We start from the raw sequence: 21,190 nt of genomic DNA, 5'->3' as shown, positions 1-21,190 counted from the left end.
GACGGTGACTTCTGTCGTGGTCCCGCTGGTTTGCTTCACCCTCTCCAGGTGGATCCACTTTTCGTTTGCGGCTGCCGTCCATTCTTGGCGCTTGCGGCTCCGGGCGAACCAGACCGCGGCGACTGCAGCGGCGAGAAGGAAAGCCGCGACCGTTAGCAATAGAAACATTGGGGGAGATTCGGTTGAGGTTGCAATTGCTGCGAGGAAAACCGAGCACATCAGAATTGCCAGGCTGCTTAGGATCAGCGTGGGTGTCACAAGCTTCGGTTTCAGAACTGGGTTCTTATCCATGGATTGCCCCTCTGCCCAGTTTAGAGTTGCCAACCGACATTGATAAGGCGTTGTTCCGAGGCCACCAGGTCGCTAGTCCACGTTGGAGCCTGCAGTTGGCCGGCGGACGAGAGAGCGGTTTGATCAATCAGTCCGATCATGGTTGCCCGCTGCTCAAGTTGTTCCCATTCGTGCGAGGCCGGAACTGGTCCGAATGGAAGGACCGAATCGTCGATACCCCACTTGTCCCTGTAGACGGCGGCCTTATGGATGACGTCCATTGCATTCTCCGGCAGGACGTTGGGACCCAAGGCTTCCAGAAGGTTTCGCTTCCACTCGGCGCCCCACGCGATGGCGGATCGGGTGATGCGCTCCGTCCTGTCTTGCATCCGTGCCCGTACCTGGCTGATAACGCTGGCGAGATCGTGGCGGGCAGTGTGGATTGGTTCGGTCAGCGCATCTATTCCGGCGGTCGGCATCGTCGCTAGGAACTGCCGGAGACGGGAATGGACGACGGCCGCCAAGTCGCGGGCGCCAGCATTCGTTTTCAAGCCGCTGAGCACAACACGCCGCGCACTCGGGCGGCTGACGGCAGCGGCGCGGCGCCAGGCCGCCACGGCGGCGCCCCACGAAGGTGATTCCTGAAGTTCTGAGGTCTTCCCAGGTGACTGGGCGTTCACGAGCCGAGCGAGATCCTCCGATGCGGCGGTCTGCGCGAGGTAGTCGTACTCGGCGCAGAGCCGCTCCAAACTGTCCGTCTTGGACTGCTCGGCTTCGCGGACTTCGTGGGCAGTGCGTTCAGCACCTTCAGCTGCAAGGACCTCGCCAAGAATCTGGCGCCAAGAAGCACGCGACGCGGGTTCCAAGGTTTCATCGTCCAGCGGGTCGTTCTCGCTGACGTAGGCGCGGTTGCCTGCCCGTCCCCGGGTCATGCTCACATACAACAGTTCGCGGGTGAGTCGGCCTCGAGTCACGACGGTGTGCCCGGTGTCCACCGTGACGCCCTGGGACCGGTGCGCCGTCGTTGCATATCCCAGCTCAACTGAAGATTCGACATAGTCGCGATGCAGTGTGACCGTCGCGCCGGTATCCCGGCGAACCACGGTCAGTGAGCCGTCACGCCGCCCGGTACGGACGACGTCGAGCAGTGTCCCGTTCCGGATGAAGTCACCGATGCCGTCCTTAATATGCCGGTCATTGCGGCGAGCAATGACGGTGTCTCCGGTGCCCGCCCGCAAGCCGTCGCTAAGCGGCACGGTACGTTCCGCATCCACCGCGCCTTGGATTGCACGATCGGCTTGGGCCCGTTCGTTGAGCATGCCGACGGTCTCGTTGTCGGCTGCGATGAGAATGGACGACTTGCCCGCGTTGATGTCGTCCTGCCACCTGGAATAGGCATGGTCCACCATACCCAGATAGGTACCGTGCTCTATCCGGTGATTCCCTTCATACTCGGCGATTGCCTCGAAATCACCTGCCCGCAGCTTCAAGGACGCTGCCTGTTCCCATGCATGCTCGAACCGCCGGATGGTGCTCAGCCGCACGGTCTTGCCTTGCCGGTCCAACCATCCGAGGATGCCGCCCGCGTCGATTGCGTCCAGCTGCGCCGGATCTCCTACCAAGAGGATTTTGGCGCCGGCTTCCTGTGCCTGCTGCACGAGGGCAGACAAATGGAGCGTGGAGACCATGGAGGCCTCGTCGACGACGACGAGCTGGTTCTGGTGGAATCGCCACTTGTTCTGTTCGGCGGCGAGAAGGGTAGCTTCCTGGGCAAGCCTTGTGGAGCGAGGGCTCCCATCCGCCACCCGCTCGCCGAGACGCTGCTCCGTATCGAAGAACCGAGCGGCCCGGTTGCCGGCACCCTGACCGACGGACTCGTACAGCCACTTGGCGACATTCTCCGTTGCCATGGCAAGCTCGCGGCCCAAAACCTCGGCGCTCGCGGCTGCCGGCGCCAGGCCGATTACACTTCCTGCTCCGAACTCCGCTTCCCAGGCAGCTTTGACGGCGCCGAGCGCGGTGGTCTTGCCCGTTCCGGCGGGACCGACGACGGCGTCGAGCCGGTTGCCGCTCAGCACAACTTCGGCGGCCGCGGCGCGTTGGTCGCCGTGCAGCTCGAGGCGACCACGGTGCTTGTATGCGGCGAGTGAGTCCATAGCGACCGCAGCGCTCACGGCCGGCCCGCCGTCGTCATTCCTTGCTGCCATGACGATGTCCTCATTGGCGAGGGTCACCGCATCCGTGTAGAGGCGGGCGCCGTGGAAGTCGAAGACGCTGCGGTCCGCGAAGGCGAGGTCTGGCTGCGCGCCGGCGGGGACGGTGTAACGGTAATCGTTGAGGGCGACGGACTGGCTTTCGGCGGCGGTGGCCACGGCGTCGATCATCGCAGTGCGGTCCTCGGGCGTGTGGCAGCGGATGTCGGCGCAGACGCGTTCGGCTTCGGCGAGGAGATTCCATCGGTTCCAGGTGGCGCGTTTGGCGGCGACGCGCGCGCGGGTCAGTGAGCCGACGGCGTCGACCCAGTCGGCGGTGAAGTCGCCGGTTCGGAACGGGGCGGAGTGCGAACGCCGGATGGTGTTGGCGAGCACGAGGCTTGGTTTGAAGCCCTTGGCTACTGCGCGGGTCCTCCACTGGGCGGAGAGCTCGTGGAGAGGGGTGACCGCATCCGCTTTGGGGGTGCGCGTGGAGAGGGTGGCCTGCTGCCGGAGCTTGAGGGTGGTGGTTGCCGTTGGGGGAGTGCCGTGGGTTGTGGTCCATTCGGCGACGAGGCAGTCGGTTTCCAAATCGATGAGGCGGGAACGGTTGGAGAATTCGCGGATCAGGGCGTCGTCGACGCCGGTGAGTTGTTGACTGGGGTTGTGGGTGTTGGCGGCTGGTGCACGGATGTCTGTGTCCGTGCCGATGTTGCGCTGGAGGGCGTCGAAGAGCAGTCCGTTGTAGTGCTCGCTGGCGGCGACCGCGGCCTTGTAGAGCGTGCGCGAGTCCAAGGTGACCCAGGCGCCGTCGGTGATGCGTTGGACGCGGTTGGCGATGACCATGTGCGTGTGCAGTTGCGGATCTCCTGCGCGCGATTCCCAGTGGTCGAAGGCGGCGGCGATGGCGCCGCGGGTGCCGAGGTGGGCCACACCATTGCGACCGGCGCGTGTGTGGATGACATTCTCTTCGAGCCAGTGCATGGTGGCGTTTACTGCCTCGTGGTGGGTCTGGAGGATCTGGTTCTGGATGCTCCGGGGGCTGAGGGCCCAGAGGACGGAAACGGATTTGGGAACACTGAAGGTTAGGTCGAATCCGACGACGGCGTGGCGCGTTTCTGTTTTGCCCTGGCTGTTTTGGACGAGCGCGGGTTGGCCGTGCGGCCGGCCCAAGAGATCACCGGTGTCGGGGTGGGTGGCGTGGTCGAAGATGGCTTTGGCGTCGGATTCCGTGACTATGTCCCCGGTGGTGCGATTGATGCCTGGGAGGCCGGAGCCGAGCCAGCGGCCCTGTGGCGTGCCGGCCTTCATGTAGTACGCGGTGGCGTCCGCTGGCGTGACGGTGAGGTCATCCATCATGGTGGTCTTGAAGAGATACTTCAGGCCGGACTGCGCGGAGAGCCGGGCGATGGACATGGTCATCGTCTTGCTGCTGTCTGGCGGGCGGCGGTGGTCCATCCGCGACGGCGGAACAGTTCTTTGGTTGCGTTGTCGAGTTCGACGCCGGTGGCGTGGGTGAGGGCTAGGAGTCGGCTAGCAAGGTGGATCAGGTCTTGGGTGTCGACTTGTTGGGTGGTTTTGAGGCGGGCGATCTCGCCACGTTGGGTGTTGATTGTGGAGCGTAGCTCGGTGTTCTCGGCTTGGAGTTCGTCGATGTCTGCCGACTGAGCCCGGAGCTGCGCGCGGAGGGTATCGAGGCTGCGTCGGTTTTCGCTCAGGACGGTAGTGAGCCGCGCCCCAGCGCTGGTGTCTTGTGTCTTTGGTGTCGGTGCTCCGTCAGCAACTGCGTTGCTGAGTGCTGTGCTCGGGGCCGGGCTCGGGTGCCGCCGTCGGCGGCGGTCCCGCTGCCTGTTGCTACAACGAACTGAACAGAACCGCTGCGATCTGCGCGACGGCACGAAAGGTTCGCGGCATTCCTGGCAAATCCTCCCACTCACGACCGTTCATCAACACGGACTCGATCGACGGCATGACTCGCCGTGAGTCAGCGCTCACGGCGACGGCCTTGGATGCCAGAGGTGTGAAGGATGGGGAAGTTCCTTCCGCGTGCCGAGGGATGAGAATGTCGCTGGTCGGTCCCGGGATGGTTCCAAGGCCAGGCCAAGGGCCTAACGATCGCGAGAAGCTTTGGCGGGTACGGAATGCTCTGGGGCTTCATAGCCGAAGCATGGGATCCCGGCAAAGAACTCGGGGTCGCGTTCGGGCACTGGTGCGGCCGGGGCCTGTGACGAAGGCCCCCCATATGCGTTGAGGCGCCCAGTAACTGCGGGGCGGAGCCGGCCGTATTCCGGGTATTGGTGCCCATAGGTATAGGACGGTGCGCAATCGCGTGCAGAGCAGCCTTGGTCGGCTACTGGCTCATCCTGTGTAGTTGCATGACACCGCGGCATAGGGCCCTGAAGATGTTTGCTTCGTCAGCTCGTGCCCCTCGAGTAGGATCCGGCATGTAATTGATGTTGTGGACCCGCTGCCCTGGGCGATCACTCCCAGGGAGAAGGACGTTCCCTCGAAAAACGCAGATGCGGGAAAGGTGTACGTCTTTTTAACCGGTCCGTTGACTTCATTCGTGGTCTGCTCTTGGCCTATCTGCCGCTCGATGTAGTTCGTGTAAGTAATGAGACCAATGGGTCCATCCGCTTCGATGACATAAGTCACCGTCTTGGTGGTGGGCAGCGGAGGGGCTGTCACCGTTGCTGTAGGGGTCGGCGTGACAAGATCCCACCCGGACGGCTCAGTCTGTCGGCTCAGCGCGGCCCTCATACCGTCAATGTATGGGGAGTCGGGACAGACCAAGAGCGCGGCTTGTAAGCGCCTGTAGCCTGCCTTATCCAAGTCCAGGCCCGCAGATTCTGGGTTCCACTCAGCGCAGGTCTCGAGGATAAACCCGTAAACGTCCGTAGTATCCCCCCATTCAATGATTGAGGTTGCTTTCCGATCATCCTCAGTCAATTGGACCTGGCTCTCGCCTCGTTTCAGTTCAGCGGTGCAGTTCGTGAAGGGGGCTTTCTCGGACGCTCTCCAGGCTTCAACCAAGGAGCCGTACTTTGCTCCGAACCCGTCATTGGCGAAGCACCTGATATCGAAGCGGTCGCGTGTGGCGGGGTGCTGAGGGCTGGCATCAGGCGCTGCAGTTGTTGGTCCGCCGCTGCATGAGGCGGTGCTCAGCAAGACCAATAGCAACGCCGTGACAGCGTTGCGCACTCTTGTCCCGATAGATGGTCTTTCTTCCAACGGAATCCCCTTGGTCCAAGCTACCTCAGTCTTGCCAACATCTAATCCGAATCCGCCTTGGCGAGCACGAGTAACTTGTACTCATTCTTGACAGAAGCAATAGCGCGGGAGATACCCAAAACGGGAATCGAACTCGCCACTGTCATTGCTCGAAGTCGTCTTCGCCGGTAACCGGGAGGGCGGCTGCTGCTGTCCGGTTGGCGTCCATGCCCAGGTACAGTAGCCCGTGGCGTGGTTGTCCGATGATCTTTCTAATGTCGGTAGTTTTGAGGGCGTCAGCCATCAGGATGGCGTCTCCGTGTGTACTCCTGAATTTGCGCCGGGCCTCGGCGTTACCTTCTGGGGGAGTGCAGCCCTGGCCACTTTCTTCTTTCGGTCCTATGAACGGCAGGCCGCATGGTGGCGTTCTCAGCTGCGGGTTTAAACCAGCGTGCGCTCCTTATCGGGAACCTCAGTCTGCTCGTCAGGCCTCCAGCCCCCGCCCCGGAAACGCCGTCGCCTTATCCATATTCCAGCCGGCGACCATCCCCGAACCGATCATCTGGTCGCTGAGCTTGGCCAGGTGATAGCCAGGGTCTGCCTCGAGCGCGAGCTGTAGGAATTGGTGGGCCTTGCTGCCGTGGCCTTCCCACCAGTTGATGAAGGCGATCGCCGTGAGGATCGGTGCCGAGTGTTTGGTACTGCTGAGGGTGTAGGCGTGAACGAGGAGCTGCTGCGCCCATTCCACGCGAGACCATTGCGGTTTGCCGAGAGTTTGCGCCAGAAGGATCCGGTCCAGGGGTTCGTCGATTCCGGGGATCTCGGCCATGAGGTGGTCCCGGATCACCGGACACTGCAGCTCAGCGATGAGGTTCATCGTTTTTTCATTGTCCGGGTACGAATTCGACTCCAACATGGCATTCCAGAGATCCCTGGCTTGCTCGAGGGCATCTCGGATGTTCAAGCTCTGAATCGCTTGCACCCGGCGGTCCACGGTGTCCGTGTTCCTGGATTCCTTGGTGGACGGTGGCAGCACGACGCGGTCTGTAGCCTCGATAGTGCTGCCGCGATAAACGAACTCGGCGTTGATCTGGCTCGACTGAGTGGTGGTTAAGGGAAGCGACAAGCAGTGGGCCGGGTCGCCGTCGTACTCGGAGACGGTGTCGTCGCCGACAAGGAGACCGTCACGGATGGTCATTCCGTGCCCGGCCAGTGCACCCGTCAGTGCCGCGATGGTTGCTGCGTGAGGCCTTGCCTGGCCCGGCACTTGCGGCGCCGATGTGTACACGGCGAAGAGCACACTGCCGGCGTCGGCGTCGTGTGCCAGATATCCGGCGACAGTCCGTGCGTAGCTGAGCTCGGCGCCGGCCTTTGGCAAGTCGACGCGGAGCGTTGCGCCCACGCGGTTCTCCCTGAGTGTGATGCAGACCAGACTTTCGCTGGGCCAAAACCCCAAGGTGTGTCCGACGAAACTGAGGACGTCCGCGGGGGTCTTGATGGTGAGCGTTTCCATGATTCTCTCCTTCAGCGCCTGGCCGGCACCGGGTGTGCCCGTCAGATTTCGGCGTCATTCTGATAGAGGAATCACCGCTGGGTACGAGGGGCCGGAGTGCAACTTGGGGAACCGGGAGAGATCCAAAGTTTCGCGAGGAAATAAGCGACGAAGGAGCGCCGAACGAAACTTTGGATCACGAGCGGCGCGGCGCGCCCTGGTTGCGCGGAGGACCCGCCCAGCGATGATGGGGATCAGAATGACAAACAGCGAAGTTGCTTCTGGTCATTCATGGATTGGTTTGGACAGCGCGGCATGACGCCTCTGAAAGCTGATATGTCTGCCAGCCCCGCTACGACCTTGCACCCGCGCCGCCGCGCTTTTGAAGGGCAAGTTCAGCGCGTTCGACGACGGAACGTTCGCGGGCAGTGAGGTGAAGGTTTGGTGCTTGGCGGGCCATCTCGCAGTCGCGTATCTCTACTATGCGTCGGTGCAGCTGTGTTTCGGCATGGCGGCTGAGGACGATGAGCGGGCTGGCGCGGTGCTTTTCGAGCACCATGCTGCGTTGGTGGGCGGCGACCCGGTTCCAGATCGGGCGGACTTCAAGGAGGAGGCGCCGTACATGGATTCCGAAGGCACGATGTTTGAGCTGCTCCGTCAGGCGGGGGAGCAGCAGGCCGAGGCTGACCAGAAGAACGGCTACCGGTTCACCGAACCAGTAGAAGACGTTGAGAATATCCGTCGTCGCACTTTCGGAGCCTTGAATCCTGACGATAGCTCCGTAGAGGACCCGATCGAGAAGCATCAAAGCGAACAGGAAGCAGCCGCCGGCGATGAGGGCAAAAGCGGAACGGAATACCTGTGCGTGCATCTGTGGAAGGTTCCGGCGGCAGACCCGGGCAATATCGACGCAGATCCACATGATGAAAGCCGAGCCGGTCCAGAGGAAGACCGCCATCCCAGGCTGATCGCCGTAGGTGAGCGGCAAGTTTGGATCGGTAACCTCAACGCGGCTGGTGAGGAATGCAACGGTTACTGTCAAGCACGCCAAGCCGGCGACCCATCGCCCAAAGGCGAGCTGCCGCCGTCGTCCGTGAACGTCCGGCACTGTCGCCAGAAGGATTGCCGTCCGGAACTGCCAAAACCCGAGCAGCAAGGACAGGAGGGTGACCAGGCCAGTGCGGTTTCGGCCGCCGAGGAGTGGGTCGACACTGTAGTAAACCACCGGGATGTAGAGCGTGCAGGCGACTGCGGCAAGGATCGTTGCGCGGAATACGCTGCCACGGTGGGGATCAAAGGCGGCCGGAAGTCGAACGACGGACAGCACCCAGAGGATGGCGGCTGGGATGAATTCCATCAGCCGAACACTTTGCGGAAGGCAAGAGGCTCGGGCTTGGCACCGACGTCGCTGTTGATGATGCGCGTGGCAAGCTGGTCCGCGAGAGCCTCGGCAGCGAGTTCAGCGTCGTCTGTGTAGCTGCTCCGCGCTAGAGTGCGGAGAATCTGCTGCTCGTCAAGGTTGGGCAGGAGGGTACTGAACCGTTCGCTGCCTTTGGTCTTGAGATCGTGGCCAAGGATCATGTGGCTGAATTCGTGAAGGATGATCTGCTGGCGGTGCCAGCTGGATTTGGCCGGCGCGTGGATGACGATGTCACGGTCCGCGCAGATCAGCCAGAGCCCGCACAGCTCAGTTCCAGCGAGCCCGGGAACTTCTGCCACAGTGATGGTCCTGCCGCGCTGTTCTTCCAGTTTGCGGTGGATGAATCGGAGCGTGGCGTCACTGGGGAGGCCAAAGCCGCGCTCCGCCTTCCGTGCTATTTTGCTGGCTTCACGGTAGTTCATTGCCTGTAGGAGCGGGGGAGCGCGGAACGTTGACCGGGCCGATCTGGTCCAGGGTGTACCCATTCGTGTAGAGGCTCGTGCCCGCGGCACCGGGCGTGAAGTGAGGCTGTTGTTTCAGAGGCCGACGGCGGGTGATTGCGTTTCGGAGCGCGAGGCCGGCTTTGAGGGCAGCCCGGGAGACTCGGGTTGCGCGGGGGAGGCCGAGGGCATGGGTGAGGTTGTCGTCGTCGAGCATGGTGCTGATGATTTGTTTCGCCAGAGGGCGGAGCGGAAGCGGTAGTCGGCTTTGGAAGACCTGGACTGTTGCGTCCATGAGGCGTTGGCCTTCGGCTGACGGCGCGACGTGCTTGGCCTCGTAGCGGTCGAAGAAGTCTTCGGCTTCTGAATAGGTTGTCGGCACGTTGGTGATGTTCATCCTGGTGCCCAGCTCGGTGAAGAATTTGGAAGCGGCCGCGAGCTCTACCGGTGTTGGCTGCCGCCATGCGTGCTGCTGGATCCAGCGGACCGGGACGACCAGGAGGGTGAGGAGGACGTAGAGGAAGCCGTCTTTACTGCCGGGGACGTTGCGGTGCACACGGTTGAGCAGAGCGATCATTTCCTTGCCGCGTTCGCTGTCTAGCCCGCAAGCGATGAGCTCGTAGATGACGATGGCGGTGTCGTACGAGCGTTTCATGGGGCGCTGTTGGATTTCGGCGTTTTTGTGGAGCGTGGCAGCGATACCCGGGATGGCGAAGTTCCGGTAATACGAGAGGAAAAACCCGAGCTCCATGTCCGCGGCGAGGTCGAAGAGGACCATCTGGCGGAAGGTGGTTTCCCAGTTGTCCGGATCTGCCTCTTCTTGGTGCTTGAGGCTCGCGGCGAGGCTGGCGTTGATATTCAAGGTGCCCCCAATCCACCGTGTCCGGAAGTCGGCGATCGACGTGGGGCTTCAGCCCCCGGATCAGCTGACCATTTCCATGGTAGGACGGTCTAGTTCAGGTTGCCAGTGGATGTGTAGACGGGTCTACTTTGGGTTTGCTTGGGTCTCGTACTCAAGGGCTTTGATGAGGCCTTTTTCTCCCTGACGCATCATGAGGGAGTGAGCGGCGGTGAAGGCTGGCGCGGCAATCGGGGTAAGTAAGTTCATCCAGCGTTGGGTCGGTCGAACGCGCCACTCAATCTCCATGCGCGTATCGCCGTCGGGTTCAGGGCTGAGGGTGACTCTGCCTGTGCCTTCAAGGTGGCCGCCGGCGTCGAACTCGATTTCGCTCGGCGTGATGACCTTGGTGGGATGGATGCTGATGGTGAGGGTATAGCCGAGGATGGCCTTGAAGTTGAGGTGGGCGGTGGTTGCTTTCAGGATGTCTTCCTGGGAGGTGCTACTGGGTTCGCCGCGAACCAGTGGTCCGGCGAAGGTGCAGCGGGGCCACCAGCTTGGCCAGCTCATGTCGACGTCCGCGATTATTGACCACACTCGCTCAGGGGTGGCCGAGAGATGCCAGGTGGAGCTGAGGTCGAAGAGTCTCGGCGTCATGGGGATATTTTCGCACTGATGCCCAACCATTTTGGTCGAGGAAGGCATTCCTGATGGGGCCGCTCACGGTCAAATTGACAAGGAAGCAGTCAAACCGGGGCAGTCTCAACATTGAGAGCAGAGTGCTTGCGGCGGAGCGACAGCCAAGTGGTTAAAATTCCGCCAACTGACTGGCCCTGCCTGTTTGAGAGATTAGGGCTCCTTACTGGCGGCTAGCTTTTTGATGCGGGTGTCGAGCCTCATCTGCTGCAACGCACCGCTGAATCCGCGGATCGCTTGCATCAAATTGCGATCTCTGGTGCTGGTCAGCTTTGGTTCCAAAATATCCATGACCTCCGCCCATTGTTCTCGTCCAACATTGGAGCTGAGCACCGAGCTGATCGGAGGGTCCATGAACAGACGAAGGGCAATGCCTGCGTCGCCGGGCGAGAAGGCCTTGAGCATCTTCTCGTAGTGGAATGCGGCAGCGCTACTTACTCCGTATCCGTTGCCCAGAAAACAACCAGTGATGGTTCGGACATATCGCGAGCGGATGGATTCAGGCACGTCGCCTTGGTCTCCGGCTAGCTCGGCCACCCGCCGCGCTGGTGCCAGTTCGTTGTAGAAGTTGTTGAAGCCGGTATGCGCTGCATCGAGGACGTCCAAAGCGTCGGACATGTCAACGGCCCGTACTTCAGGCGTGAGATACGAGCTTCCATGCACCAGTTCGATGAGTTCTCGCGCCGCGGTCGCGAACGAAGTTTCCGCGCTGGCAGAAGCGCGAGCGTGACGTAGCCCGAAGCTGTTGCGTGTCTCTTCGGTGACGAAAGGCCATAGCTTGGGCCAGAGGATTCGGACGTTATCGGCGACAATCACGGTTCGTGTTGGGTCCGTGTAGAGCCCGAAGAGACCGTTCGCCAACGTTGCTGCCCGTTCGTGGGGAAGCTGATCAAAGAAGGCGGCAGCCGCCTCGATGGCAGCCTGTTCAAGAGCGGCCGCCTTAATGTTGGCCAACAAGCGCCCAGTGTTAGCCGTGACCGTGTCCGGAGGGGTGTTAATGACCTCCATTATGCAAATCTGGAGCCAGGTCGCTAGATCAAGACCTGTAAGACTCACTTGGTTCGGATGAGCTGCGCTGGCGTGATTGCGCATGAACCTAATGTGGTCCAAGCGTTGATAGCCAGTATCGGTGAGAAGCCCGATCGCAAGTGCCGCCGTGAGCAGTTTGGCGTCATCGAGTTTCGCAAGGTCCTCTTCACCCTTGAGGCCCTTACGCAGGTCAGTATTCGCTCCCGCGGCGATGTCAAAGAAATACTTTAGATCGAACCCTGCGACGCGGCGACGCAACTCGCTAACTAGTTCATCCCATAAGTAGTTAAGAGCCGCGTCGAACAGGCCCACCGTTGCTGCTGCGATCATCTTTGAAATGTAGTGCGATCGACCCAACACCACTGAGTCCAGCCGGCGGAGGACACCAGGCAGCGTCGTGACCAATGTTCTCCGTTCCTCCACGGGAACGAAGAGCCTTTCCACAGGTAACCCGACCTCTGCCAGCATGCCGTGTACCCCTTGCTCAAATCGCTCTAAGTCAGTCGACGCGTTTAGCTTCGCCGCAGGGGTCTGCTGGCTTTGTTCAATCTCGCTCACGTATCCAAGGTACGGGAAGTTTGCACCGCTTATCCGCCACACTCGGGGTTACATGCCTGGATTACGGGCTCTTCGATGTTGGTGGGGCAATGGATCCCAGGGATGAGTGTCAGCCGCCGTCCAGGCGGCACTTCTTAGGAGAACAATTGATTTGTACCTGTCCGGGTTGCGGTAGCAGCGGGGGGGCGTTTGATGTTCTTGATCGCGGTGTTGCTGGTCTCAACCTTGCCTGTCGCGACGCGAGGAGGGACCCTTCCCTACATACACCCATTGGGACCGCGGTCGAAGACGCTGGCATGATGAACTCATGACTTTTGATGCCGGCGACTGGGTGGCAGTAGGCGCTGCCATCATTTCCCTTGCAGCAATCTTTATTGCCATACAGATTCACCGGGATTCCGGCGGACGTATTAAAGTCAGGATGAATCTCGCGGCATACACTTCCAGTAACGGCGTCCTCGCAGTGGCACAAAGGGGCGCCTATGCCTTGAATCCAAGATGGCCTGCGCTTCCAGCTGTCGAGCTTGCCCAAATAATCTTGGAGAATCCCGGGCGGACGCCTGTGACGGTAACCAATATCGAGCTCCGGTTGGAGGGCGTTGAGCAGCAACGGTATGCCGTAAGGCCGCAATTGTTCACACTTGGCAAGAATCTGAATGCAGCACCAGCCGGTGGTTCCACTCCCTCTATCAGCGGATCTACGCGAGTCAGGATCGCTCCTTTCGACCATACAACCGTGTTATTTGACTACCTCTCCGTCGTCGACATGGTGTTCAAGGAAGACCCCTCCCTTCACGAGTTCAACCTCGTCGCGGAAGCTACAGTTGCTGGGCACGAGCATCCGGCCACTTCCAAAAGGTCAGGCTACTGGCGAATAAGACGGCATTTACCGTCTGGAATAGAGCCCCGTGTCATCAGGCGCACTCGGGACGTCGTCCTCCTGGAGCTTGTTCGGGGCCTGACCCAGGACCTGAGCGAGACAGGGTACCTGCACGAGATAGCGCAAGACTTCGAAAAGACTCTGCCAATGTCCACTGATGAAATCTACGCACTTTTGGCAGGCTACATAAATGAGGAATCGGAGGCGTTGTTTCCGTCGAACGCTGCCTCGCGGCTGGGCAGTATCAGCGTCCGGATTCTCCAGCGATTGCAGTTCTTGGGGGATAGGGTTACCCCTCGTCCGGAAGGCAAAGTCAATCGCGCTACGCAGGACGACACCGACCCTGATTAGGACCTTGTCGTCACGTCGTTGCGATTCAGCGCGGATGATTCCTCAGGGACGCGTATCAGTCACCTGCGGGTTTATGGCATGGCCCGTTGTCGAAACCGGTGTGTCGGTGATCCGGACTGCGTCTGAGTCGTCTGAGGGGTCGATCTTCCATGGGACTAAACTTCAGAGCAAGACAAGGGCAGGTTCCTTGTTATGGATTACTGAGGGTCCCGCGGCCTGGTGCTGCGGGCCCTCGGCCGTTAGCCGCGGAATACTCACTCCGGTCATGCCACGGCCGTCCGACCAGACCATGAACTGGAGGCGGGGGAAGTGCCGTGAAGACATCAGAGACCAAGAGTGCCGCGCTGCCTTTACAGGAATCCCGCAATGAGCGTGGGCAAGACTTGGTTGTCGATACGTGTGGTCGCTTTCGACAAGCTCGACGTTCTCCCTCGACAACGAGGCGCCCCACCCACTCGATGTGGGTGCGGCAGCTCATGGTAGGCCTTTTGAATCGGGAGAATTGGGGGGTGTGCACAATGTGCACACCTCGCCCGTCAGACTGGGCCGTACATCGGCCGGATCGGGCCGTACTCGGCATGTTTCCGCGAGTTCCCAGTGTTTTCAAGGCCTGGAACCCGGTTCGAGTCCCACCTCGGGCACGGCATACCCCTCGTCAGAGGGGGTTTTGCTTTTAAGTCTGTACAAAGCTTGACAAGTGCCTCTGCCTCATCGTCCCGGATGGTGCCTGGCCGCCGGGTGCGGCCTGTTCAGTTTGGGTGGGGGAGCGGGCTCAACGTCTTTGCCGGTGGGCGTTCCGCTTGCCTGGCTGTGGGGTCATCCGGGCGTTTCCTTTCTGGTGTTTCGTCGGCCCCTGTTGGCCGTTCACTGATACATGGTTGCCATATGTACCGATGACATGACTTTCGGCAAATACGTTGAAGATCTTTTATGATGCTGTTCCTCGGAGCTGCCTGCTGCGATCTGGCGCATGGCATTTGTTCGGTCAAAGAGGGTGTGTACATTGTGCACACTTAAGTTTGCTTGGTGGGAAGGGACGGTCCCGGATTTCTTGCTCACACAGCTTCATTGGTGGGCGCCTTCCACAACGACATGACGGGGCCGGCTTGGAGCAGGTACCAGCTAGTTCGCGAGATTTGGTCTGACTTCCGCAATCGGGAGCGGCCCGACCGGGCATGCGCCCGAACAAGGAGGAGATGTAGGTAATCGTTCTTGAAGCGCGTATGCCGGCACCGGTGGAGTCCCTTGGAAGGTGAGATCAGGGCCGTTCTGGAACGCGTGCAGTAATTACATAATGGCCAGGGGTGAGAGAATCTAGGGTCTCCGCACACATGAGCCGCAGACAATGAAACCTACGCCAGGGATATGAACCTGGCAGGGCCGATGTGGAACCGCTCACCGCAGTCCGGTTCGATTCCGGGACGACCTGCTCTGGAAAGGCGTACGTCGGACAGGGCGATGCAGGATCCCGCCAGTGCAAGCGAGGGGCCGGTCGACTCCATCCAGCTACCAACGCCATTGAACCTGAAGAGTAGCTGCACAACTCCTAGGCACGATGCGCAGCGAGGGGTAGGGAATTTCGGCGTCGGCTGGCCAGAACCAGGGACCATAGCTCAAAGGCAGAGCCGGAGTGCCACCTCCGAGGTGCATCCGTCGTGGGGTGCCGGGCCATGCTGGACCCCGGTACTGCTGACCTGGGGTCCGTTGCCTGCGGGAGTTGATCACCCGTTCTTGGCGGCAGTACAAATACGGGCAGGGGCGCAGGAAACGGCGGTACGTCCCGTGCCGTTGGCCGGTCCGGCAGGACAGGCCGCTAAGACCTTACGCTAAATTAATGGCTGCAGGGGAGGCGTCACGGCGACTCCCGCACCTTAATCCCGTCCGCAAACCCGCACCACAACGCTACGAGCACGAGAACTTCTACGCGGACGGTCTCGGGCTACGCCGATTGAACGCGTGGACGTCGGGAACCTACATAGGCAAACTTTTCGGCGGTCCCGATGTGAAGGTCAGAGCCCTGATGCTCACCACGGGTGACGGCACCTTCCGGCTGAAACTTGTCCAGGTCGAGGATCCTCCGCCTGCCGTCGATCCATCACAGGCACAGCCCGGCACGACACATCTTGCCTTTACCGGGGTCGACGTCAGTAAGGTGTTCTGCGACATGACGGAGCACGGGTACGGGGCTTTGTCGGAACCGGTGGAGCCGGCTTACGGCCCAAACGCAGGAGGACTGCTGATCTACCTGCTCGATCCAGAGGGAAACAGGGTGGAATCAACCCAGGCGCCAGGGTGGCTGGAGGGCGACGGGTCCAATGAAGCGCGCACTGAGTCTCCTCGATAGCCACGACATCTCCGCCGAAGAGTTCGATCGGATGGAAAGGGCCCTGGCAGGAAGAGCGCCGCCACCTGATGGTTTGTCTTGCGTGCGGACAGAAAGCAACGTTCCGTATCGTGTCATCCAAACGGTGTCCTACCTTCGGCGCGCAGCACGACAAAGCATGTCACTGAATGCCCGCCCCTGGAGCGCTTTCAAGTACCTCCAATGAGAAGCCTCGCACGGGTGACCTGCGTTGGCGCCCGTAACAGGCGCCGCTGGGACTGGGTCGCGCTGTAGGTCGGGGCAGGAGGTTGTCATCTCGAGGGAATCTCCACGGCGTCGAGCGAAAACCCTCGCAGCGGGCCAGTCGGCAGGGCCCGGCTGGCCCGGAGGACATGCCGATGCGGGGCAGTGCGGGCATGCCTGAATGGAGGAGCCGAGGGCGAGGCGTGATAAAAGGCGGCCGGCTTCACGTAACGGACGCGCCCCTATGATTCAAGGTTGTTGCCGTGCCGGGTCGGTGGGGAAAGACGAGCAGCGTGCTCGTGGCTGTGGCGAGGAGCCTTCCGTCGGCGGTGCAGAGGCGGCCTTCGGTGAAGATGACCCGCGGGCCGGATTTTACAACTGACCCTTCTGCGCGCAGTGGGCCCCTCTGAGGTGTGATGGGTCGCAGGTACTTAACCGCCAGGTCGATGGAGGTGTAGCCGATCCCTGCATCCAAGGTGGTGTGTGCTGCGCAGCCGAGCACCGTGTCGAGGAGCGTGCATGCCAGGCCGCCGTGCACCATTCCGAGGGGGTTGTAATGCGCTTCGCCTGGCCAGCACTGGAACTCGACGTGTCCGTATCTCGCGTCGACGAGATCGAATTTCATGAGCGAAGCGATCGGCGGCGGTGCAATGCTGCCGTCGCGAAGGCCGGAAAAGTACTCCAGGCCCGACAGTCGGGGAAGTTGTTCGAGCGCGATTGCCGGATCAATCCAGGTGAATGTTTCCGAGCGTTGCGCCGAGGGGCTGGCTGACACCGGGGATTCCTCCTTGGAGCTCTGTGGCTCAGGGTTCGCCGCGGTCATGCCGGGCTGTTGGCGGCCAGGGCAGGGTAAAGATCCGTGATCGAACCAGAGAGTCCGAGCTTCACGCCCGCGCTGACGTCGTCCACGATGACCTCGTAGTCCCCCTGCTCGAGCCCATCGAACGACTTCCGCGCGGCTTCCTCGGGGGAGGTCTTCGGGGCATTCACGCCCTTGGCCATGGCTGTGTCCATGTAGCCGACGTGAACACCCGTTACTTGCGTGCCTTGGGGGGCCAGTTCCACGCGGAAGGAATTGGTCGCCGACCACAGTGCAGCCTTTGATGCGCTGTAGGCGCCAGTGAGTGCTATCCAGCTCAGCGCCGAGTGGATATTGAGGACCGCTGAAGTCCCGCTGGCGGCGAGCACCGGTGCGAATGCTCTGGTCAAGGCCACAGGTCCGAAGAAGTTGGTCTCCATGACTTCACGGAACTCCTCGTCGGAGAGTGCCAGCAGGGTGTCCGATTCGACGCTGATGCCGGCGTTGTTGATCAGAACGGTGACGTCCCGGGCCTGGGTAACGGCGGCCCGGATCGATTCAGGGTCGGTGACATCAAGGGCGAGGGGGACCACCCGGGAGTCGCTCCACTTTTGCGGGCGGCGGGCCGTCGCGTATACCTTCTCGGCGCCCCGGGCGAGGGCCTGTTCCACGAACTCGCGGCCGAGGCCTCCATTTGCACCCGTAACGAGGACGACGGCGCCAGATAGCAGTGGCATGAATTCTCCTGATCTCAGAAAGGCGGCGACGCGGTTGTCGCGACCTTGGAACATCACAGTAACCGAGTTAGTTGGATTTTCCAACTAACTCGTATACTTGAGGGAAAGTACTGAAAGCAGGGGAACGATTGAAGAATTCGGCCGACCAGGCAGCAGATGGCCCCAGGGCGTGTTTCATCGCAGCGGGGCTCGAAGTCCTGGGGGAGAGGTGGGCGCTGCTGGCGCTTCGCGAGATGTCCTTGGGCGTTCACCGGTTCGATCAGATCGCTCGAAATACCGGCGCGTCCCGCGACATTCTGGTGGGCCGATTGCGCACACTCGAAAGCCACGGCGTGATCGAGCGTGTCCAGTACTCCGAGCGCCCCCCGCGCTACGAGTACCACCTCACAACATCCGGGGCCGAAGTCGCGCCCATCCTCATTTCACTCGCAGCGTGGAGCAGCACATGGATGCGCGATGAAACACCCCGCGCCTCCTACCGGCACAGTTGCGGGGCCGACCTTAAACCCGTGGTGTCGTGTGCGGAATGCGGGGACGAGTTCACCCCCGGAAGTCTGATGTTCGGGCCGCTCGTGTCAGCGGCCGGTACGGACTCGGCATCGGAGCAGTAAGAACAAAAGCCGAACAGAGGACGACGGCGGTACCTCCCGCCGTCGTCCTCTGGCCACGGTGGCGCCCTGCGTTCCGCCGGTCAAGCGGTTAGTCAGCTGTTGTTCTCGGCGTTGTACAGGATGATCGCCTGTTCTGCGACACGGAATGATTCCAAGGCGGCTGGAGCACCGCAGTAGACCATTGCTTGAATCAATACTTCTTGTATCTCCGTTTCGGTAACGCCGTTATTGAGTGCTCCGCGGACGTGCCCTGCGAGTTCATGGTTTCGGTTCAGAGCAGTCAGCATGGCCAGATTCAGCATGCTGCGGGTTCGCAGATTTAGGCCCGCTCTAGTCCAGATCCTTCCCCAAGCGAAATCTGTAACGAGTTCCTGAATGGCTCGCGAGAAGTCACTCGCTTCCTCAAGAGATCTCTGGACGTGTTCTTTCCCCATCACTTTTTCTCTGATGGCGAGGCCGGACGTGGTAGCGGCATGGTTTGCGTCGATGTTCGTCAAATTTTGTGTCCTTACTCTGCCGTCGGTATTGCAACCGGGGCGTGGTGTTCTGTGGCTCTGCCAGTTCAGCTGTTCTCCAGAAGGCAAGCAGTGTCGCTACTTTCTCGCAGTCCCATCGGAGGCGTTTGTGACTTACCGCCCCCGACGAGGCGCAGCTGGACATTACATCGCGGGCCACTGGGAGATCTGATGAGGCGTCATTCAGCAAATGCCGGTTGCCAGCAACCGGGCACGCGTTGAAGCGGCACAACCTAGCAAATTCCCTAAAAGGGCGTCTCAGACGGGTAATTGGTCCCAGAAGGCAAACTGCTGCTATGCAGGACTCGGCACTGCAATGGTTCTAAAGAGTGGCGCCCAAGCGTCATCCAAGGGTGGGGACATCAAACCGGTTGACCGTGCCGTTTCGTTGACTCCCGAGCTTGGTGCCGGAACGCTGCGTCCAACGGGTGCAACAGGTGATACCGGTGATGCTGACTGATGATAATTCTCACGAAACTCCCCTGGAGTCATGGCAAACTCGTGCTTAAATATGCGGCTTAAGTGACTAGCGTCGAAGAAACCCCACCGGTGTGCAATGGTGGCCACCGGTTGGTTGGACGTGAGCAAGTCGCGCCTGACCGCAGCCAGTCGATGGGCGCGAACAACAGACCGGACGGTATCACCCGTTGAAGCGAAGACTCGCTGCACCGTGCGCGGCGAGACATTATGTGCTGTGGCAATGTCTTCTACTCGGAGGGCCCGGCCTTGAAGATGCTCGCTAATCCATTGCTCAAGACGCGGCCGAAGCATCGGCAGGAAGTCGCTGCCGCCAGCGTTGGCCTTGTTACCGAGGACCAGTCCGGCAACGAGCGAAAGCATCGCGTTACGGGCACCTTCCAGTTCCGACTGCGACATGCGTGTGTATTGACGGCCTATCCCGTGCAGTAGATCTTGTAGGAGCTGCGCCAGGGGGCTGTCCGCAGTCCGGAGGGTCAACGAGTCCGGCATGCTCGTTTTGGCAAGGAATGGGATGAGGGCGGACGAAGGTATCCTTACGCTCTTCTTCCGCACGAAATGCGGAATGATGAACTTGCCCGGCTCGCGGGTGTTGGCCAGAAGCACGGTCCCGGGCTCGAGGACCGCGCTTCCAGACGCCGTGTCCATCACCTGTTTTCCCGCGGAGGCTGTGAATAGCAGCATTGCCTCCTCACCTCCACGTCCGTCCTTCGCGCTGCGCACCCCCTCGACCGACGGAGAATCCCAGTCCGTCATCAGGACGTCCCCAAGGTCGCGCTTTAGGAACTTCCCTGTACGCTCGGTTGTTCCAATCGACCGTAGATCCATCCGTGCGATGCGCTTATTTGCTTCGATCCTCCAATGAGCATCCAACTCCGACTTGGTACTGAGAGTATTTCGCAGGTTTAACAAAACGGCCCTTTCCACGTTTCACTTCGCCCCACTGGGCGGGACGTTCCAAGGTACGCACGGTAGCCTCGAACCCGATGGATGAACCTTCGGACCTCCATCATGGCGCCGACATAACCATAAGTTGAATGACTATGTTAAGGAAGAGGCTATGGGGCTTTATTTCACCATCGCAGGAGAAGAACAGTAACTAGTTCACCTCTGTCCCGGCACTTACGAGGAGTTCATCGGAATCACGGAGCGCTATCGCACTCTGGGCAGAGAACTGAAGTGTCCACAGGTTTCCGTGATGCGGATACTTGGCCACCATGACGCGGGTGAGCTCTTCGGCATCCTTGGCATTTTGATAGGCGGCAGCGAAATCCTTAATGTAAGCCCGGGTAGTGGCGATCATGTCAGTGACGGCATGGTCATCACCGTCGGGCCGTCGGTGGCCACTGACGATCATCCGGGGATTGAGGCCCTCCACAAGGTCCACTGTTTCCAGCCAGTCCTCCCATTCTGCCGGCGTGGAGAGTCCGAGCATTGGATGGATTTCGTTATAGATTGAGTCGCCTGCCACCACAAGGCCGATGTCGGGCACATGGACCACGGTGGTTGGGTTGATGTCAGCCTGCTTCACCTCAATGATCTCCACCAGCGCCCCGTCGACATGCAGTGTGTGGCCTTCAAGGGGCTCGGGAAGGGGCCCGGGCGTCACGCAGGCGTCGCCGAACAACAGATCCCACTGAACCCGCTGTTGCTCCATTGATTCCTTGATGGCCTCCACTACGTGGGGAAGCGCCACGGCTTTTGCTTCGGGGAAGCGCTCCAGGAGCGGTCCAAAGCCCAGATAGTGGTCGGCATGCGCATGGGTCAGGTAGATCGTGGTGAGTTTCTTTCCCGAGCGCTCGATCAGGTCCCCGAGATCCTGGACGTCCTCTTTGAGGAATAGCGCGTCAACGAGGATTGCCTCCGTAGGGCCGCTGATAAGAGTGGCCGTGGTGGGGGAGAAAGTACCAGTTGGGATGCCGGGGAACTCGCGGACCGGGATCTCGGGCCAACGGCCGCAGTAGACCGTCGCACGGACCGGCGGGCTCAGCTTCGAGGAGCGGATTTTGTTGCTCATGATGACCTCCAGAGTGGTTGGCGGCTCCGAACGAGGCGCCACAGTTGCCACGCTACGGATGAACAACGAGGTCCCCATAGGAAAACCGCGTC

The 21,190-nt window shown here is 60.8% G+C and carries 16 protein-coding genes; 3 read left to right on the top strand and 13 right to left on the bottom strand.

The genetic code is table 11. The features are described 5' to 3' along the window. Positions 1-311: 311 nt before the first annotated feature. The 8 genes from mobF to D3654_RS06940 form a co-directional block, all read right to left on the bottom strand. Positions 312-3,884, bottom strand: coding sequence for a MobF family relaxase (gene mobF / locus D3654_RS06975; protein ID WP_162943661.1), 3,573 nt, complete (start codon positions 3,882-3,884; stop codon positions 312-314). A gap of 936 nt (positions 3,885-4,820) precedes the next feature. After that, on the bottom strand, positions 4,821-5,693 hold the full coding sequence (locus D3654_RS06970) for an MmpS family transport accessory protein (RefSeq protein WP_162943660.1): 873 nt from the start codon (positions 5,691-5,693) through the stop codon (positions 4,821-4,823). Positions 5,694-6,156: 463 nt separating this feature from the next. Continuing rightward, entirely contained in the window at positions 6,157-7,185 is a 1,029-nt protein-coding gene (locus tag D3654_RS06965; protein WP_120520789.1) for a DUF4192 domain-containing protein, read from the bottom strand. Between the two features lie 331 nt (positions 7,186-7,516). After that, the gene (locus D3654_RS06960) at positions 7,517-8,521 is read right to left on the bottom strand and encodes a DUF6545 domain-containing protein (RefSeq protein ID WP_120520788.1); all 1,005 of its coding nucleotides are present in this window, start codon (positions 8,519-8,521) and stop codon (positions 7,517-7,519) included. Then, a complete protein-coding gene (locus D3654_RS06955; RefSeq protein WP_120520787.1) occupies positions 8,521-9,006 on the bottom strand; it encodes a hypothetical protein in 486 nt (161 codons plus the stop codon). The genes D3654_RS06960 and D3654_RS06955 overlap by 1 nt, the downstream gene beginning before the upstream one ends. Beyond that, positions 8,993-9,886 carry an oxygenase MpaB family protein gene (locus tag D3654_RS06950; RefSeq protein ID WP_245413128.1) on the bottom strand — a complete coding sequence of 298 codons (894 nt, stop codon included), beginning with the start codon at positions 9,884-9,886 and terminating at the stop codon, positions 8,993-8,995. Before D3654_RS06950 ends, D3654_RS06955 begins: the two co-directional genes overlap by 14 nt. 123 nt (positions 9,887-10,009) lie before the next feature. Continuing rightward, the gene (locus D3654_RS06945) at positions 10,010-10,519 is read right to left on the bottom strand and encodes an SRPBCC family protein (RefSeq protein WP_162943659.1); all 510 of its coding nucleotides are present in this window, start codon (positions 10,517-10,519) and stop codon (positions 10,010-10,012) included. Between the two features lie 192 nt (positions 10,520-10,711). Continuing rightward, on the bottom strand, positions 10,712-12,145 hold the full coding sequence (locus tag D3654_RS06940; RefSeq protein ID WP_245413127.1) for a hypothetical protein: 1,434 nt from the start codon (positions 12,143-12,145) through the stop codon (positions 10,712-10,714). A gap of 307 nt (positions 12,146-12,452) precedes the next feature. Between D3654_RS06940 and D3654_RS20415 the strand changes: the two genes are divergently transcribed. Continuing rightward, positions 12,453-13,376 (top strand): hypothetical protein, encoded by a 924-nt coding sequence (locus D3654_RS20415; protein ID WP_162943658.1) that lies wholly within the window; start codon positions 12,453-12,455, stop codon positions 13,374-13,376. Between the two features lie 1,834 nt (positions 13,377-15,210). Beyond that, positions 15,211-15,720 (top strand): VOC family protein, encoded by a 510-nt coding sequence (locus D3654_RS06930; protein WP_120520784.1) that lies wholly within the window; start codon positions 15,211-15,213, stop codon positions 15,718-15,720. Between the two features lie 445 nt (positions 15,721-16,165). Here D3654_RS06930 and D3654_RS06925 read toward each other — a convergent pair whose 3' ends face one another. After that, positions 16,166-16,717: a PaaI family thioesterase gene (locus D3654_RS06925; RefSeq protein ID WP_245413126.1), complete on the bottom strand. Its 552-nt coding sequence runs from the start codon at positions 16,715-16,717 to the stop codon at positions 16,166-16,168. 44 nt (positions 16,718-16,761) lie between these two features. After that, entirely contained in the window at positions 16,762-17,478 is a 717-nt protein-coding gene (locus tag D3654_RS06920) for an SDR family oxidoreductase (RefSeq protein WP_120520782.1), read from the bottom strand. A 128-nt stretch (positions 17,479-17,606) separates the two neighbouring features. Between D3654_RS06920 and D3654_RS06915 the strand changes: the two genes are divergently transcribed. Next, a complete protein-coding gene (locus D3654_RS06915) occupies positions 17,607-18,089 on the top strand; it encodes a winged helix-turn-helix transcriptional regulator (protein ID WP_120520781.1) in 483 nt (160 codons plus the stop codon). A gap of 92 nt (positions 18,090-18,181) precedes the next feature. Here D3654_RS06915 and D3654_RS06910 read toward each other — a convergent pair whose 3' ends face one another. From D3654_RS06910 to D3654_RS06900, 3 genes are all read right to left on the bottom strand, one after another. Beyond that, positions 18,182-18,586 (bottom strand): carboxymuconolactone decarboxylase family protein, encoded by a 405-nt coding sequence (locus D3654_RS06910; protein WP_245413125.1) that lies wholly within the window; start codon positions 18,584-18,586, stop codon positions 18,182-18,184. Positions 18,587-18,898: 312 nt separating this feature from the next. Further along, positions 18,899-19,765: an AraC family transcriptional regulator gene (locus D3654_RS06905; RefSeq protein ID WP_425359396.1), complete on the bottom strand. Its 867-nt coding sequence runs from the start codon at positions 19,763-19,765 to the stop codon at positions 18,899-18,901. Positions 19,766-20,180: 415 nt separating this feature from the next. Continuing rightward, positions 20,181-21,098, bottom strand: coding sequence for an MBL fold metallo-hydrolase (locus D3654_RS06900; RefSeq protein WP_120520906.1), 918 nt, complete (start codon positions 21,096-21,098; stop codon positions 20,181-20,183). Between the last annotated feature and the right edge of the window lie 92 nt (positions 21,099-21,190).

The organism is Arthrobacter celericrescens, assembly GCF_003614925.1.
In the GTDB taxonomy this organism is placed as follows: Bacteria; Actinomycetota; Actinomycetes; order Actinomycetales; family Micrococcaceae; genus Arthrobacter; species Arthrobacter celericrescens.
Note: the sequence above shows the minus strand (reverse complement) of the source record. Positions and strands in the feature narration are given on the sequence as shown.

Coding starts and splice junctions, on each gene's coding strand:
- D3654_RS06955 (WP_120520787.1), bottom strand. CDS start 9,006: ATGAACTACCGTGAAGCCAGCAAAATAGCACGGAAGGCGGAGCGCGGC.
- D3654_RS06920 (WP_120520782.1), bottom strand. CDS start 17,478: ATGCCACTGCTATCTGGCGCCGTCGTCCTCGTTACGGGTGCAAATGGA.
- D3654_RS06905 (WP_425359396.1), bottom strand. CDS start 19,765: ATGCTGCTATTCACAGCCTCCGCGGGAAAACAGGTGATGGACACGGCG.
- D3654_RS06960 (WP_120520788.1), bottom strand. CDS start 8,521: ATGGAATTCATCCCAGCCGCCATCCTCTGGGTGCTGTCCGTCGTTCGA.
- D3654_RS06930 (WP_120520784.1), top strand. CDS start 15,211: ATGGCTGCAGGGGAGGCGTCACGGCGACTCCCGCACCTTAATCCCGTC.
- D3654_RS06900 (WP_120520906.1), bottom strand. CDS start 21,098: ATGAGCAACAAAATCCGCTCCTCGAAGCTGAGCCCGCCGGTCCGTGCG.
- mobF (WP_162943661.1), bottom strand. CDS start 3,884: ATGACCATGTCCATCGCCCGGCTCTCCGCGCAGTCCGGCCTGAAGTAT.
- D3654_RS20415 (WP_162943658.1), top strand. CDS start 12,453: ATGACTTTTGATGCCGGCGACTGGGTGGCAGTAGGCGCTGCCATCATT.
- D3654_RS06965 (WP_120520789.1), bottom strand. CDS start 7,185: ATGGAAACGCTCACCATCAAGACCCCCGCGGACGTCCTCAGTTTCGTC.
- D3654_RS06945 (WP_162943659.1), bottom strand. CDS start 10,519: ATGACGCCGAGACTCTTCGACCTCAGCTCCACCTGGCATCTCTCGGCC.